The sequence below is a fragment of the Methanobrevibacter sp. genome (genome assembly GCF_045603845.1).
Taxonomy (GTDB): Archaea; Methanobacteriota; Methanobacteria; order Methanobacteriales; family Methanobacteriaceae; genus Methanocatella.
The window spans coordinates 1-15,869 of sequence record NZ_JAZUMY010000072.1 but is presented as its reverse complement, the minus strand read 5'-3'; the positions used below and the strand labels follow the sequence as shown (position 1 = coordinate 15,869).

At 33.0% G+C, this 15,869-nt stretch carries 17 protein-coding genes, 1 rRNA gene and 1 pseudogene; 15 read left to right on the top strand and 4 right to left on the bottom strand.

Going from position 1 to position 15,869, the window contains the following annotated elements:
• Positions 1 to 7: 7 nt before the first annotated feature.
• Positions 8 to 1,117 carry an aldo/keto reductase gene (locus tag ACKI2W_RS06875; RefSeq protein ID WP_407380539.1) on the top strand — a complete coding sequence of 370 codons (1,110 nt, stop codon included), beginning with the start codon at positions 8 to 10 and terminating at the stop codon, positions 1,115 to 1,117.
• A 29-nt stretch (positions 1,118 to 1,146) separates the two neighbouring features.
• Here ACKI2W_RS06875 and ACKI2W_RS06870 read toward each other — a convergent pair.
• From ACKI2W_RS06870 to ACKI2W_RS06860, 3 genes and pseudogenes are all read right to left on the bottom strand, one after another.
• Positions 1,147 to 1,197: pseudogene (locus ACKI2W_RS06870) on the bottom strand (hypothetical protein); the annotation flags it as partial.
• A gap of 19 nt (positions 1,198 to 1,216) precedes the next feature.
• Entirely contained in the window at positions 1,217 to 1,879 is a 663-nt protein-coding gene (locus ACKI2W_RS06865) for a thermonuclease family protein (protein WP_407380538.1), read from the bottom strand.
• Between the two features lie 33 nt (positions 1,880 to 1,912).
• Positions 1,913 to 2,461: a DUF2115 domain-containing protein gene (locus tag ACKI2W_RS06860; RefSeq protein WP_407380536.1), complete on the bottom strand. Its 549-nt coding sequence runs from the start codon at positions 2,459 to 2,461 to the stop codon at positions 1,913 to 1,915.
• Between the two features lie 95 nt (positions 2,462 to 2,556).
• On the opposite strand from ACKI2W_RS06860, the gene ACKI2W_RS06855 reads away from it, so the two are divergent.
• The 10 genes from ACKI2W_RS06855 (at position 2,557) to ACKI2W_RS06810 (ending at position 10,830) form a co-directional block, all read left to right on the top strand.
• Complete coding sequence (locus ACKI2W_RS06855; protein ID WP_407380534.1) at positions 2,557 to 3,033, top strand: hypothetical protein; 477 nt, start codon at positions 2,557 to 2,559, stop codon at positions 3,031 to 3,033.
• A 97-nt stretch (positions 3,034 to 3,130) separates the two neighbouring features.
• Positions 3,131 to 3,601 (top strand): nickel-responsive transcriptional regulator NikR, encoded by a 471-nt coding sequence (gene nikR / locus ACKI2W_RS06850; protein WP_407380677.1) that lies wholly within the window; start codon positions 3,131 to 3,133, stop codon positions 3,599 to 3,601.
• An 18-nt stretch (positions 3,602 to 3,619) separates the two neighbouring features.
• Positions 3,620 to 4,387: a methyltransferase domain-containing protein gene (locus ACKI2W_RS06845; protein ID WP_407380532.1), complete on the top strand. Its 768-nt coding sequence runs from the start codon at positions 3,620 to 3,622 to the stop codon at positions 4,385 to 4,387.
• A 9-nt stretch (positions 4,388 to 4,396) separates the two neighbouring features.
• A complete protein-coding gene (gene hycI, locus ACKI2W_RS06840) occupies positions 4,397 to 4,912 on the top strand; it encodes a hydrogenase maturation peptidase HycI (protein ID WP_407380675.1) in 516 nt (171 codons plus the stop codon).
• The gene (locus tag ACKI2W_RS06835) at positions 4,909 to 6,003 is read left to right on the top strand and encodes an acetyl-CoA carboxylase biotin carboxylase subunit family protein (RefSeq protein ID WP_407380530.1); all 1,095 of its coding nucleotides are present in this window, start codon (positions 4,909 to 4,911) and stop codon (positions 6,001 to 6,003) included. The genes hycI and ACKI2W_RS06835 overlap by 4 nt, the downstream gene beginning before the upstream one ends.
• Positions 6,004 to 6,069: 66 nt before the next feature.
• Entirely contained in the window at positions 6,070 to 7,140 is a 1,071-nt protein-coding gene (locus ACKI2W_RS06830) for a glycosyltransferase family 4 protein (RefSeq protein WP_407380528.1), read from the top strand.
• A 17-nt stretch (positions 7,141 to 7,157) separates the two neighbouring features.
• Positions 7,158 to 8,579: a Mur ligase family protein gene (locus ACKI2W_RS06825; RefSeq protein ID WP_407380526.1), complete on the top strand. Its 1,422-nt coding sequence runs from the start codon at positions 7,158 to 7,160 to the stop codon at positions 8,577 to 8,579.
• 77 nt (positions 8,580 to 8,656) lie between these two features.
• Positions 8,657 to 9,085 (top strand): hypothetical protein, encoded by a 429-nt coding sequence (locus tag ACKI2W_RS06820; protein WP_407380524.1) that lies wholly within the window; start codon positions 8,657 to 8,659, stop codon positions 9,083 to 9,085.
• A 59-nt stretch (positions 9,086 to 9,144) separates the two neighbouring features.
• Positions 9,145 to 10,362: a hypothetical protein gene (locus ACKI2W_RS06815; RefSeq protein WP_407380522.1), complete on the top strand. Its 1,218-nt coding sequence runs from the start codon at positions 9,145 to 9,147 to the stop codon at positions 10,360 to 10,362.
• Between the two features lie 36 nt (positions 10,363 to 10,398).
• Entirely contained in the window at positions 10,399 to 10,830 is a 432-nt protein-coding gene (locus ACKI2W_RS06810; RefSeq protein ID WP_407380520.1) for a DUF356 domain-containing protein, read from the top strand.
• Between the two features lie 3 nt (positions 10,831 to 10,833).
• Here ACKI2W_RS06810 and ACKI2W_RS06805 read toward each other — a convergent pair whose 3' ends face one another.
• Entirely contained in the window at positions 10,834 to 11,319 is a 486-nt protein-coding gene (locus tag ACKI2W_RS06805) for a multiprotein bridging factor aMBF1 (RefSeq protein WP_407380518.1), read from the bottom strand.
• 198 nt (positions 11,320 to 11,517) lie between these two features.
• Here ACKI2W_RS06805 and ACKI2W_RS06800 point away from each other — a divergent pair, with 198 nt between their 5' ends.
• The 4 genes from ACKI2W_RS06800 to ACKI2W_RS06785 all read left to right on the top strand — a co-directional run.
• Positions 11,518 to 12,753 (top strand): proteasome-activating nucleotidase, encoded by a 1,236-nt coding sequence (locus ACKI2W_RS06800; RefSeq protein ID WP_407380673.1) that lies wholly within the window; start codon positions 11,518 to 11,520, stop codon positions 12,751 to 12,753.
• 134 nt (positions 12,754 to 12,887) lie between these two features.
• Positions 12,888 to 13,946, top strand: a complete 1,059-nt coding sequence (locus tag ACKI2W_RS06795; protein ID WP_407380516.1) for a PH domain-containing protein — start codon at positions 12,888 to 12,890, stop codon at positions 13,944 to 13,946.
• 20 nt (positions 13,947 to 13,966) lie between these two features.
• Positions 13,967 to 15,007: a TIGR01177 family methyltransferase gene (locus ACKI2W_RS06790; protein ID WP_407380514.1), complete on the top strand. Its 1,041-nt coding sequence runs from the start codon at positions 13,967 to 13,969 to the stop codon at positions 15,005 to 15,007.
• A gap of 529 nt (positions 15,008 to 15,536) precedes the next feature.
• Positions 15,537 to 15,869 (top strand): 16S ribosomal RNA (locus ACKI2W_RS06785); the annotation flags it as partial.

Below are 15,869 nucleotides of genomic sequence, written 5' to 3'. Positions count from 1 at the left end.
GATTAATTTGAAAGATGTTATATTAGGTTTTGGAGCAATGAGGCTTCCGCAAAAGGATGATAATAATCCGGCATCCATTGATATAGATGAATTCACTAAAATGGTTGACTATTATATGGATCAGGGTTTTGATTACTTTGATACATCATATGCTTATCATGCGGAAACGTCAGAGGATGCATTGAAAAAAGTGTTGGTCGAAAGATATCCCAGAAAATCATTCAGAATAGCTGACAAGATACCTACATGGCTTCTGACAAAAGAAGAAGATAATGAAAGACTTTTAAACGTAATGCTTGAAAGATTGGGTGTCGATTACTTGGATGTTCTGTTAATCCATAACATTAACAGGGTATTCATGGGCTTGGCTGAATCAAGCAACAGTTTTGAATTCCTAAGAAAAGCAAAAGATGAAGGTAAAGCTTTAAAAATAGGTATCAGTTTTCATGACAAGGCAGATCTGCTCGAAGAGGTCTTGGAAAAATACGGTGACATCATAGATATCGTTCAACTGCAGTTAAACTATCTTGACTGGAATGACCAGAGGATTCAGTCCAACAAGTGCAATAAGTTATGCACAAAATATGGCGTTGAAGTAATTGTAATGGAACCTATTAAAGGAGGAACTCTAGTTAATGTTGCTGACTGTGTAAAGCAGCAGTTTGAGGATTACAGCGATACTTCCATGGCCGAATGGGCATTGAGATTTGCAGGTTCACAAAAAAATGTATCTGTTGTTTTAAGCGGAATGGGTTCTTTAGAGCAAATGAAGGAAAACTGCGAAACATTCAAGGACTTTGAAGAAATCACAAGAGACGAGCACAGATTCCTGATGAAAATGGCTCGTGAAATCAAAAAGACCACAGCAATCGATTGCAGTTTCTGCAACTATTGCGTAAAGGAATGTGAGGCCAATATTCCTATTCCGGATTACTTCAATCTGTATAACAGTGAAAAAATCTATTCTTTGGAATCAAATCATGCATTGTATGGGACTACGAGCATCACATATGCTCCTGCTTCTGCATGTACTGAATGCGGAACCTGCATTGATTATTGTACGCAGCAATTGGATATTCCGAAGCTATTGAAAGATGTTGTGGATTTATTTGAATAAATAAAATAAATCCATTTCTTATTCTTTTTTTAAGGGTTACAGTTTTTGCAAGGAACATAGCCCTGATTTATCGCATCATCTCTTGAACTAAAGGTTACCTTATTTTTTTTCGGATATCTTTCCTACAGATGAGCATGTTGGGTAATGGAATTTATGTGTGTTGGCATTTCCAATATATGTTCCTGCAGCGCTTGATGATGTGTCACTGGATGATCCGGTGTCTGTATGTGTAGATGTACTTGCAACCGGTGTAGCATCTCCAGCCCAGTTATATGGATAAAATTCGCTTGGAGGGATGTACATTATCTCTGCAAGGCCTTCTTTTAAAAGCATTTCATTTAAGTTTTTTCCGTCCACTATAACAACAGCCAGTGTTCTTCCGTATCTGTCGCTGTGTTTTGAATCGTCAATATCCAGACTAACTTCTCGATTCAAGCATAATTTCTTTACAAAGTATGCTGATGCATCGGCTCCGGTAACTCCTTTTTCGGGTGTATTAACACCTACTAAACGGACTTTTCCAACACCTTCGACGGTTATTGTGTCTCCATCAGATACTTTTGTACATAATCCGCTGACTTCTGAATTGCAGTTCGTGTCACTATATTTTGATAAAATATCATTTAATGACAGTGAACTGTAATCTGAAATTGTCTTTTCATGGGAAAATCCTGTTCCTGTATATGCTACGGCAGTACCCATCGCTCCGGCAATTATGAGCATTGTAATTAGTATGAATATGAATGATTTGTCAACTTTCATTTTAATCACTATTATATTGTTATTATCTTGTTATTAAATATTTGGTGTCTGTTCCGCTAGGCATAAGTGGCATATTGCATTGGGATTGTCCTTTTGGTTATCTTTAACGGGACAGTAAAATATTCCTTTTTCTTGTGTAACCTTAAGTTTTCCTGGAAATTCACTACCCACCGGATGTATAGGTTCTTTTAGGATGAATGTGGTGTATAGTGATGTTATGACATATATTAATGGGAACTTATCATCATTTTCACTTAATCTTTCCTTTTCAAATGTTGTTTTAAGCAATGGGAATGAATTATATAATGTTTCCATATCTATTGATTCGCTCATATCATTGTTATTATCACGAACCTCTTTCATACGCATTATGAAATATCTGATATAAATCTCAAGATATTTTTCACGATACTGGGACTGTACATATTTTCCGTCTTCTCGCATTCTGGCCGTAGCCATCATTAAATCATATGGGGATATAATTCCAGCATATTTCTTTAAAATAATCATCAAATCATTTTTGCTAATGCTGTTATTATCCATTAATTTTTCCAGTTCTTTTAATATGTCTTCAGCTCCCATATAATATAATATTTAATTTCTACTTTATAATTTTTGACAATATTTAAGTATTATTATATTCAAAGTATAATTATAAAAAGAGATGAACTGATTATATGATTAATATTACCAGAAAAGAGGAAGTTGTTTTTAATCAGATAAAAATATTTGATGTGGAATATGATGGTGTAATTCCAATTTCCGCACTTAAAAAAGAATTATTTAGTGGAAGTTTCCATGAATATGATTTGATTCAAGTATTGAATTCTCTTTCAAATAAAGGTTTAATAGAATTTCAGGATGAAAATGTACGTTTGATCAGTTCAGATAAAGAAGTCAATACTGTAAATTCAAAAAAAGATTTGGAAGAGTTGGAGTTAAATATGAAAGAGAAAGAATCTTTCGAATTAATTAAAACTCTTGTTAATGAGAAAAATTTAGTTTCAAAATATATTCTGGAAGGCAATTTGCTTTATGGGGATTTGAAACTGACTAATTTTAGAATGTATCACATCATATTGTCTTTAGAAAACAAAGGCCTTTTAAAACATATCCATAAATCAGATGGGGAATATTATCTCCTTGTTGAATAATATTTTTTACTTAAAATTTATTATCTGAGTATTATCATTTTCTATTTTTATCATAATATTTATATAAGTAAAAAATCTAAGTATAATATAATAATGTATAAATAAGGTTATTTCTATGATGAGAATAAGTATGTCATTACCTAAAAAATTATTATCTGATTTTGATGAAGTATTGAAAGAGAGAGGTTACCAGTCTCGTTCAAAGGGTATTCGTGATGCACTTCAGGATTATATTGTTCGTTATCAGTGGATGAATTCCATGGAAGGGGAAAGGATTGGTATTATTACAATTATTTACGACCACCATTATACCGGAGTGATGGAAAACCTGGCAGAAATCCAACACAGTTTCAGAAATGAAATCAATACAAGCATGCATATCCACATGACTGATAAGTATTGTATGGAAATTGTAGTTGTAAATGGAGACATTGCTGAGATTCGTGATTTAACAGAAAGGATTATGAGACTTAAAGGTGTCGAACACGTTAAATTAACAAGTACTGCAAATGGAGAAGAGTTTTGTGAACCTGATGGTCATTCACATGATCACTACCATCATCACTAAATATTTTTTTATTTTTTCATGAAATTTCAAACCACATCATATCATTTTGATTTATTGAAAGATACTGATAGAGTGTCTGCTTTTTTTGAAGCTATTAATGATTATTCCAAAAAAACAGATTTGGCTTACGATTTGGGTTGTGGATCCGGAGTTCTATCTTATTTTTTAAATAAAAAGTTCAATGAAATCATATCTATTGAAATCGATTCAAAAGCCAGTGAATGCGCTTCACTAAATTTAAATGAATTTGAAAATATTGAAGTAATCAATTGTGATGTTTTAGAATATGATTTCACTAAAAAAGCGGATTTGATTGTCTGTGAAATGTTGGATACGGCATTAATCGATGAAGAGGAAGTTCAGGTGCTTAATCATGCACGTAAATTCCTTAAGGAGGATGGTGAAATCATTCCGAAGGCAATTATCAATATTGCTGAGCTTGTTAATATGCAGAGGCATTATGTTCATTGGGATGAGGATGCGGCATATGAAATATTGTCTGATTCTGTTGATTACTCAAAAATAGTATTCAAAGATAAGATAAATCCTGATTTTGAAAAAAATATCGAATTCAATGTAAATAAATCAGGTATTGCCAATGGAATTAAGATAACCAGCGTAACAATTCTCAATGATGAAATTGTCTGCGGTCCAACTCCAATGTTTAACCCACCATTATTGGTTCCGATAGATGAAATGAATGTTAAATGCAATGATTTAATTAATGTTAAATTGAAATATATTATGGGGCAAGGTATTGAAACTATTGAAACCCAAATTTTGTAAGGTGATTTTATTTCATTTAAAAATGAATTAATTGATTTTTTAAAAGATTATGAAAAGTTAATCATTTTAGGAATAGGAAATGAGCTTAAATTTGATGATGGTGTAGGTCCATTCATTATTTCTAAATTAAATGAGTTAAATTTAAATGATGATGTTTTATTAATCAATGCTCAGACTGTTCCCGAAAATTTCACCGGAAAAATCAGAATGGAGAAACCAAGCCATATTATTATAATTGATGCCTGCTTAATGGGTTTAAGTCCCGGTGAGTTCAAAATTGTAAATGAGGACGATTTCGTTAATATTGGAATTTCAACACATTCAATGTCTTTGTCTTATTTTGTAAAATTTTTGAATCATGATAATATACTATTTATAGGTATCGAACCTGAAACTTTAGAATTGATTGATCAGGATTCATTGGGTGTGCTTGGAGCAGATCTTATGGATTTCAATGGATGTTTAACTGAAAATGTTGAAAGAAGTGCAAATGAAATTATTAACTTATTGGAGGAAATATTATGAAAATTCTATTTATTGGCTCACGTTTATATGATGATATTGATTATTATGTTAAAGGAAAAGGCATAGAAAGCATACTGACAGAATCAAACGAGGAAGCAATTAATTTGGATTTGCCTGATCAGGTATTCATTGTTCCCAGGGGAATGGAAGGTCCTAAAAACATTGCTGTCAGTCAAAATGTTGATGCCGTTGTCCCATTGATAGGAATTGATCCTCCTTTAATTCAGGTTGCTCACATGAAGGAAGAGATTGAAGATGAATATGGAATTCCTGTAATTGCTGCTGATGTTCGTGCTGTTGAGTTAACTTCCAATAAAATCAACACAAAAAAATTTTACTCAGAAATAGGTGTGCCAACTCCTGATTATCAGATTTTAAATTGTCCTGAAGATTTAACTTTAGATTTTCCTGTCGTTTTAAAACAGGGTGAAGGACAGGGCGGAAAAGACATTAAAGTGGCACATGACTTGGATGATGTTAAGGAATACTTTGAAGAGTTTAATCAGGCATTATGTGAAAAGTTCATTGAGGGCTCTGAAATTTCAATTGAAGTATTGGGATTCAATGGAGAATTTGTTGCACTTCCTCCGATTTACAAAGGTGAAACGACTCTTGAAGGTACACATCCGTTAAATAAGGTTAAATTGGGGCCTTGTCTAATTGATGGTTTGGACAATAATTTAATTCAAAGGACTGCATATAAGGTGGCCCGCAATTTGAATTCCGATGGAATATTTGAAATGGATTTCATGTATTCCCATAAAGACAATCAGTTATATGCGATTGAAGTTAATACAAGGCCAAACGGAACCAGATATTTGACAACCGCTACATGTGGCATTAATTCGTTATGTGAATTAGTCAATATGGCCTGTGGCGAATTCAGCTTAAAGAATGTTTTTGATAATTTGGAATATTATTATTCTACTGAAATTCCAATCGGAGATTATAACGGTCCTAAAGCTAATGAACCCGTAAAATCATTTGACAATAATAATTTTGTTGTTCACGGGCCGGAAGGTTATCAAAGAATTACCATACGTGCCAAATCAAAAAAAGAGCTTGAGGACTTAGTTAGGGATTTAACTTAATGATACAATTATATACTATAAATTAATAAAATATAATTAGTTTAAAATATTTTTGTAGTGATTGGAATGAATAATGGAGAAATGTTAATTCTTTTTTTAATAACATTAATCGCAACAATATTCTTCACATGGTATGTTAAAAGGATATTGCTTAAAGCAAGGATTGCTGATAGTCCTATAGTTAGTGAACATAGACATAAACGTGGAACGCCTACAATGGGCGGAATCGCATTTTTATTTACAATTTCATTAATTATATCACTTTATTATCAGAACACTCCAATTTTAATTTTATCATTCATCATGCTCATCGGAGGAATTGTAGGTTTGGTTGATGATTTAATCGGACTTAAAATTAAGGAAGTGCAAAAGATTGTGGTTAATATATCTGATGAGGTAATAACATTAGGCAGATTGGATGTTGAGCCTCAGGAGGAAGTGAGAGTTGCAACTCCAAAAGCCAAATCCGAAGTTGATAAATTCCTTCAGCAGGGTAAAGTTGAAGTTGTCGGTGAAGTTCCAATCAAAACAGAACCTGGAGAACTTGAAAAAATTATCTGTCAAATTGTAATAGGTTTATTTTTAGGATTAACTGGAGTTATAACCACATTAGGCGGTTTTGAGTTAGGTATTTTGGCTATTCCTGTTGTAATTATTGGTGTTATAGGATCCATCAATTCAGTTAATCTGATTGATGGCATGGATGGTCTTGCTGCAGGTATTGTTGGAATTGCTTCTATAGCTTGCTGTGTCTATGGTTATCTGTTTGGACCATTAACAATCATTCCTCCATTTTTAATTCTGGCAGGATTATGTTTGGGATTTTTAGTGTTCAATAAACATCCGGCATCAATATTTATGGGCGATACTGGGTCATTTGTTCTAGGTACCGGTTATGCTGCAGCCGTATTGTTGTGTGACATACCTTACTTTGGGGTATTGGCATTGGGTGTTCCTATTATTTCAGTCATTGTTAGCTTACTTCATAGAGCACATATCATCAAGCTGCCTGTTGAGCCTCTACACCATACGTTAAATCATTACGGCATGTCAGAAATCAAAATTGTCTTAACATACTGGGGGTCTACTGTAGTCTTATGTATTGTCGGTATTCTCGCTAAAATGTACATATTCTAATTTTCTTGGTGTTATTTATGAATATTCGGGATTTAGCTAATTCCATTAATGGAAAAATCATTGGAAACACATCTTTCTTTTTAAATCAGGATTTTACTGGGAGATTCACATTATTAAATGATTCCATAAAAGGAGACATTGTAATTAGGCATTGGATTAATGGAAAAGGTATTGAAATTGCTGCACAAAAAAATATTGCCGCATTAATCACCCAAACTCCAAAGGATGGGGCTGCTGAAAAGGCCGAAGAGTTAAGTTTTCCATTGATTGTTTGTGATAAAATCGAATTGGCCAATGCTTATGCTTTAAAATGGACGGCTGATAATTTTTCCCCTAATTCAACCAATGTTGTCATTACAGGAACTAACGGTAAATCAACCACTTCCCATTTAATTTATCATATTCTAAAAAATGCAGGATACCATGTATTGACCAATACTGATAGTGAGTCAGAGTTCAATACGCTGATTGATCCAATGGTTTCCAAATTGATTTCAGACGAAGTAAAATCCAACGGAGAATTGGATTATCTGGTAATTGAAGTGTCTGAAGTCCAGGGATGGCTGGGAAATCTTATGAAAAACCATGCTTCATTAATGTCAAATGCGCTAACTCCTAAAGTGGGGGTTATCACTAATATTGCAATGGACCATATTGGGCTTGTAAACTCCATTGATGAGGTTTTCGATGAAATATCTGCTGTTCCTGAAGCTATTGGTGATGGCATAACAATTTTAAATTATGATGATGAATTGGTTAGAAAAATCAAGGCTGAAAATTCTTTTTACTGGTCTATGAACAATAGTGATGTTGATTTATACTTCAATGATGGAATATATTATGATGGTGAGTTAATCATTAAAAAAGAGGATTTGCCATTTACCAGCGGTCATTTTATCCAGAATATATTGTCCGCTGTAGGTGCCTGCATCAATTTGGGTATTGATTTAACAGTTATCAAAGATGGAGTCAAATCATATAAGGCTCTTAATAGACGTTTTGCAAAATTAAATGATGAGCCATTGATTATTGATGATTTTGCCCACAATCCTGATGGCATTAAAAACACCATCAGAGAAACCATTAAGCTTTTGGATGATAATCAGAAATTGCATGTGGTATGTGCAATCAGAGGATCTCGCGGTGTTGAAATCAATAAGCTAAATGTTGAGGCTTTGGTTGAAGTTTTAACCGAGGATATTAATCTATTTTTATCTTCCAGTAATGATGTAGTCAACAATTTGAATTATGTGGAATCAGAAGAAAGGGAAATATTTTTCGATATTCTGGACGCCAATGATATAACTTACACTCATTTTGATAATCTGGCTGACTGCTTATCTGATGTATATTCTTTGGCCGATAAAAATGATGTCATTTTATTAATAGGTGCTCAGGGTATGGACCCGGCTGAATCATTACTTAAAAATATTCTATAAATTTAAATATTATATTAATTAAAGATTATACTGTATAGATTTTTTATTCGCATGAATATAATCTAAGAGGATAAAACATGTTTATAAAGATTAGAAGAGATACATTAATAATTTTATTATTAGCATTTATTTTAATTCTCTGTGGTCGTTTAATTACATATGTCGCATTTGCTTCATCTGATGAGGTTAGTGACGGAGTACCAATTTCTGGAATCATTGTTAAGGGTAACGATATAGTTCCCGTAGACACTATAAGATATAATGTAATGCAAGCTGGTTTCAGGGATGGAAGTGTTATCTATGGTGATATTTTAAAGACTTCTAAAAGAGAGGTTTCGCTGAAGGATGCGATACATACGGCGCAGGAATTTGCAAAAGAATCGACAGTTCCTGGTACGTCAGTTGAACCTATAACTGCAGCTGATGTTCAGGTAGATAAAAATACAGGAATTGTTACTGTAACAGTTATTGAAGACTTTTCGTCTGTTGAATTAGAAGATAAATAGGTTATGAGGGATAAGATTTGAAAAGATTAAAAATACCAATTATTTTTTTCATTATATTTTTGATGACTATGAGTAGCGTTGCAGCTACTTGTAATATTATCATTATTACTGATCCTACTGGAGAGGACCCTAATGGTGCGGCTGCTGGAAGTATGTCATTTGCAGAGAACATGTTCCAGTCCACTTTTTTAATGTCTAAGGATAATCATTTTGCGGTCCTGTCAGGGGGTACAGGTAGTTCAGATGTTAGGTTAGATTCTATTGTAGCTGCTGTAGCTAATCTTGAGAACAATGCATCTGCCGCTTCTGCAGCATCAATTGCAAGTAGCTATGATGGAGCTCGTCTTGTTGTCGGAGGTCCTTTTATGGGTGCAGCAATTGGAGGTTCATTTGACGCTTATGTAATCACAGTAAATGGTAATGATAGTGATATTACTGTCACGCCTTATAGTAGTGGTGTAGCAACCTTACAGCCGGGTCAGAAAGGAGCTATTATTCACTTGAGAAATACAAATGGAAATCCGATGTATGGTACTGCGGATTATGTCCGTAAAGAGACTGCAATGAACATTGGTAAAATGATTAGGGATGGATATCCAGCTACCACAATTCTATCTGAAGCTATGGGTGAAGTAGCACGCGATTCCGGTGAAAAATATGGTGGAGGTGGAGTTAACCTTGTCTCAGGAATATCCACTTCAGACATGTTCACTCCAACTGAAATGAACTCAACCGGTTATCCTATGGATGAGGCATATTCCAAAGTTTGTGATGACTGCGGATGGGGTGTAGGTTATCCTGCTGCCGAAGCTTATGACAAGTGCCCTGTTTGCGGAGGAGATTTGAAAATAGTATATGCTTATGAAGCTTTGGGCAATGCCATTACAGTACGTCCTGATTCCGTAAGTGTTTCAGTATATGGTAGTGGTAAGTCAGGTGTAGCTTCAACTACAAGAGAAATCGTACAGGCATCTGTCAATAAATATGGATATGACGCATCATCTATTGCAGGATCTATTAATAAAGGTATTAATAACGGTCTTTTAATGGGTGTTGATTATGTTGAGCCTAAGGATATTAATGTAAAACAGGATTCCAAAGCTGTTGGTGTTTATTATACTGCACTTCCTGGAGACAGGTCTTCGCCATCATGGGATTTGCCTGTAGACGAAAACATATTAAATATTCTGGGCAGTATTCAGACGGCTGTAGGTATTGTTCTGATTCTGCTGGTTATATTCAGAAGTAGATTATTGAAATCTTTCCAAAATCGGTGATTTTTCACCATTTACTTTTTTTATTTAGGGGATATTATGGCATTAATTTTAATTAGAGGAGAAAATAAATCAAAATTGCTTAGCGCTATTTCTGATATGGAGAGACATGGAAGTTTAACATTGTCATCAAATCCAAAAGTTATTAGTGCAGAATTTGCCGATTCACTTGTTGAACAGATTTTACAATCCAAACTTAGAACTAAATCTAATGTTGCTACTGCATTTTTTGTAAAAGAAGATACTACATTAAGTATTTTAAAAATAAAACAAATTCATCCTCCGGCACATATCGTTGTTGTCAGTCCTGAATATAGAGGACATGATGAGCTTAAAGAAAAATTAACGATTGCTCATGATATGGAGGGTTATCACTCAAATAGAGCACTTAATGCAGGTAAAATAGATTATTCAGTAAAAGGCAAAAAAAGATATATTCAAAATGATAAGTTAAATAGCTATATAGATTAATAGCTATTTCCTTTTAATTTTCACTACATTTCCCAGGGTTCTTCCTCCTGAAGAATTACTCATAAATTGATTCAAATCAATATCATTCACGCTTTCTATTAATGTAATGTCCAAAGCGTTTTCTAGTTTTTTTGTTAGTTTATTGTCAGGAGTCATTTTTCCGGATTCTATTCTGTTAATGACAGATACTCTTTCATTAATTTTTTTTCCTAAATCCTCTCTGGACCAGTTTTTAGCTTCTCTAGCTTTTCTAACAGTGACATTGTAATCTTCAATCAACTCATCTGTAGGGTCATCATTTCTGTAATTTCTTTTTGGTTGTGTAGTTTTTCTTCCTCTTTTATTCTGTTGGAATTTTGGTTTTGGAGGTGCTTTTTGGATTGTTCCTAATTTAGCACATTCTTTACAGACAACCATAACTGATCCTTCAATTTTTGCTCTTGTAGGATTTGTTTCACTAACGGGTTTACCACAAATTTCGCATTCCATATTAATCAGTTTTTTTAATTTTATTATGTTATGATTTATTTTATATGTATTAAAATATTTTGTTTTTTGAAAATAAAAATTTTGTTTGATTAAAATAAAATAAATAACTTTAAATATTTAAAATTACTAATTGTTATTAAAAGTAACTTTGTTGTAGAAATTTATATGGAGATGATTCACATGAACGATTTTGATGATTTGGAAAATTCTTCTAAAGAGGAGTTAATTGAAAAAGTTGAATCTTTACAAGATGAAATATCTTCTATTCGTGAAGAAAAATCCAAAGCTAAAAGTAACTTAATGTGGAAAGTTAGGAAATTAGAAAAAGATAAAGTTCTAATTGAAAATGAAAAAATCAGATTAGAAAGAGAAGCTAAATCCTTACGTTCCGAAGTAGAAAGATTTAGATCTCCACCTTTAGTTTTAGCTACTATTACTGAAGTTTTAGATGAAAATAGGATGACAGTTAAAAGTAGTACTGGTCCTAGTTTTCTTGTTAATTACTCAAAATTCTTAGATGAAAAATTATTAGTACCTGGTTCTAGAGTTGCTCTTAACCAACAAACATTTGGTATTGTTGAAGTATTGCCGTCTGAAAAAGATGCTAATGTTTCAGGAATGGAAATTGAAACGAAACCTGATGTTACTTATGAGCAAATCGGCGGTTTGGAAGAGCAAATTATTGAAGTTAAAGAGACTGTAGAACTTCCATTGAAAGAGCCTGAATTATTTGAAAAAATAGGAATAGATCCGCCAAAAGGAATTTTGTTATATGGTCCTCCTGGAACTGGAAAGACTTTGCTTGCAAAGGCCGTAGCTAATGAGACTAATGCTACATTCATTAAGATTGTTGCTTCCGAATTTGTTAAAAAATATATCGGGGAAGGAGCAAGACTCGTGCGCGAAGTATTTGAATTAGCTAAGGAAAAAGCTCCGGCTATTATTTTCATTGATGAACTTGATGCTGTAGCAGCAAAAAGACTTAAAAGTTCAACAAGCGGTGACAGAGAAGTTCAAAGAACTTTAATGCAGTTGCTCGCAGAATTGGATGGTTTCGAATCCAGAGGGGATATCGGTATTATTGGTGCAACCAACAGACCGGATATCTTAGACCCTGCTCTTTTAAGGCCTGGTCGTTTTGACAGGTTCATTGAAGTTCCTTTACCAAATGAGGATGGAAGAAAAGAGATTCTCAAAATCCACACTAAAAGAATGGCATTGGATGAAGAAGCGGACATTGACCTTTTAAGTGACTTGACTGATGGTTTGTCCGGTGCAGACTTAAAAGCAGTCTGTACTGAAGCAGGAATGTTTGCTATCCGTGAAAAACGTGATAAAGTAACTGTAGCTGACTTCATGGATGCTGTTGACAAAGTTGTAGACTCTGAACATGATGAAGAGTTTAAAAAAGAAGCGGGCGTAATGTTCGGTTAGTTAAATTTATCTGAAATAAGCCAATGATGAACCCTATGAGCTCTGATTAGTGATGAATGATGGGCGAGCTGAGGCTTATTTTTCATACTTTTTTTGTAAAACTTTATTTAAAATTAAAAACTAATAGTATTATTATGTTTGGAAAAAAAGATAATCAAGTTAATGATAGAATTATTTATCAAGCTAAGCCTAATATGATTTTAGGTTGTAAAAAAGCTATTTTAGGTTTTATTTTATTGCTTATTGTTTTATTTATTTCCGGACCAATTATTCAATTTGTTGGGGAAATGCAGGTATATCTGATATCTTATGTTAAATTATCCTTAACAAGATATACTGCGATTGCGGTTTTCGTTGTTATTCTTTTAATAGTTGTATATATCATATGGCAAATTATCGGATGGTATTCAAAGGAGTATATTTTAACTGAATCTAAAATCGTAGTGAAATCCGGCGTTTTAATTACCCGTAAGAATTACATGCCTTATTCAACAATACAGGATATTAATACTTCTCAGGGCATATTTTCCAGATTGTTCAATGTTGGGTCAGTCAGTGTTTACAGTGCTTATGATAACAATCAGATGTCTTTAGATAATATTTCCAATCCATCCCAGGTAGAGGAGATAATATTTTCTAAAATTACTCAACCTAGAGCATATTACCAGCCTCATAAGGATAATTTTAATAATTATCATCCTATTTCAGATTCCCAATCCCAATTTCAAAATAGGGATGATTATTATAGGAATCATGATTATTATTCTCCACAGGAAAACTATTACCAGTCTAATGATTATTATGATGATGAGGATTATGTTATAACTCCAATCAGGCAAGAAGAACAATATGTTCGTAGGGAATATGATTATTATCCTGAAGATATTAATTATCAAAATCCTCAAAGAAATAGGTATGAATATGAACCATATGAAGAAAGCTTGGAACATAATATTAATCGGGCGATGAGTGATGATTATTATTCATATGATGATTCAAGAAACAGTTATCAAAATGAGAGTTATTATGATGAAGTGAGGGATAATTACTCATATGGTGAGGACAATGTCTATTATGACAGCCAGGATTATTCTTCATATAATGAATATCAAAATGATGAAGATTTTCAAAAAAGTGATGATGATTCCAGTGAAACAGTCATAAAAAGACATTTCGATAAATTTAAAAAATAATATTATTGGGTGAATTAATAATGGAACTGTTATGTATACAATCACAGGAGCACCCGTTATTGCCTCAGGGTGAACTCAAAGCAGTTATTGAATGTGAAGAAATGCAATGCAAATTAAAGGTTATAACCGAAGGTTTGGTAATATTGGAAGATATTTCTTCAGAAAATATTGATGATTATTATCAGATTTTAACTAGAAGATTAGGTTATACTCATGAAGTTCACCAGATAATAAGAACTTCCACAGTCAATGATTTGGATGAAGATATTTTATCAATAAACTGGCAGGATTATATTGATGAAAATTTTGCCGTAAGATTGAAAAGATTTAATTCAGAAGTTGATACGGTAGCAATAGAAAGAAGGGCAGGTTCATTAATATTGGAAAAAACAGATAATATAAAAGTAAAGTTAAATCATCCCAATACATTAGTAAGGTTTGTTGCATTTGAAGATATTATTTATATTGCAATTGAAAGGTATCATCTAAATAAAAAGCATTTTGAAGATATTAAACCGCATAAAAGACCGTTTTTTTATCCGGGATCAATGAGTCCTAAACTTGCTCGTTGCATGGTGAATTTATCTCGAGTAAAAGCCGGACAATTGGTGCTGGATCCTTTTTGCGGAACTGGTGGAATATTGATAGAGGCAGGATTAATAGGTTGTAAAGTTGTAGGATCTGATGTTAATTGGAAAATGAAAAATGGAACGGCCATTAATTTGGATTATTGTGGTATAACTGATTATAGGACTTTCCATTTAGATGTTCGTGAACTTAAAATGTATGAAAAGGTAGCGGGTGTGGTTACTGATCCCCCATATGGAATATCAACTTCTACAGGAGATATTGAAGGGGACGATATTTTTAAAGAATTCTTCCATGCAATATATGATAACATGGCTGATGACGCATATTTATGTATGGCAAGCCCTCATTATGTTGATTTAAATCCTATGATTGATGAAGTTGGTTTTGAGCTTGTTGAACAGTATTCTATTAAAATGCATAGAAGTTTAACAAGAATTATCTCAGTTATACAAAAATCTCATAAAAAATAGCTAAGTTTATATACTAGTTATTTTTATTAACTATTTTTTTCTATTTTATTTTATATAATTCGTATTTTTCCTCTAGGGTTATTTTTTTACATATTCGAATTAAATTTTTAATGTTGGTCATTTATTAAAAAATTTTTTTGAAGATATGGTATATAGATAGTTGTTTTTTTAATTTAAATATTAATTAATATTATTTTATAATTTAAGATAACAGATTTAAATATTTTTTATTTTAATAAATTTTTGCAATTAATTTTAATTGATTTTGTTACTTTAATATCTCTGTCTATTAGATGTGCTATATGAATTATGGCGATGACCTAAGTTAAATTGTATATAACAATCATAACAATGATGGTTGCTTTCCACATGTAGCGATACATTTTATGAGTACTTGAGTTTTTTCGAGTATGATGTTGGTTTTGTAGATGTGGTGAATTATTGATACTATCAATTTTCAGTGTATTACTCGTCTATATTTTTTTAGCGTACTTCATAATACTTATTTATTATGTCTGTTATGTGTTCAATTCTGTTTGATCCTGGCAGATGCTACTGCTATTGGGATTCGATTAAGCCATGCAAGTCGAAAGAATTTAGATTCTTGGCGTACGGCTCAGTAACACGTGGATAACCTACCCTTAGGACCGGGATAACCTTGGGAAACTGAGGATAATACTGGATAGGCAATTATTCCTGTAATGGTTTTTTGTTTAAATGTTTTTTTCGCCTAAGGATGGGTCTGCGGCCGATTAGGTAGTTGGTTAGGTAATGGCTTACCAAGCCGTTGATCGGTACGGGTTGTGAGAGCAAGAGCCCGGAGATGGAACCTGAGACAAGGTTCCAGGCCCTACGGGGTGCA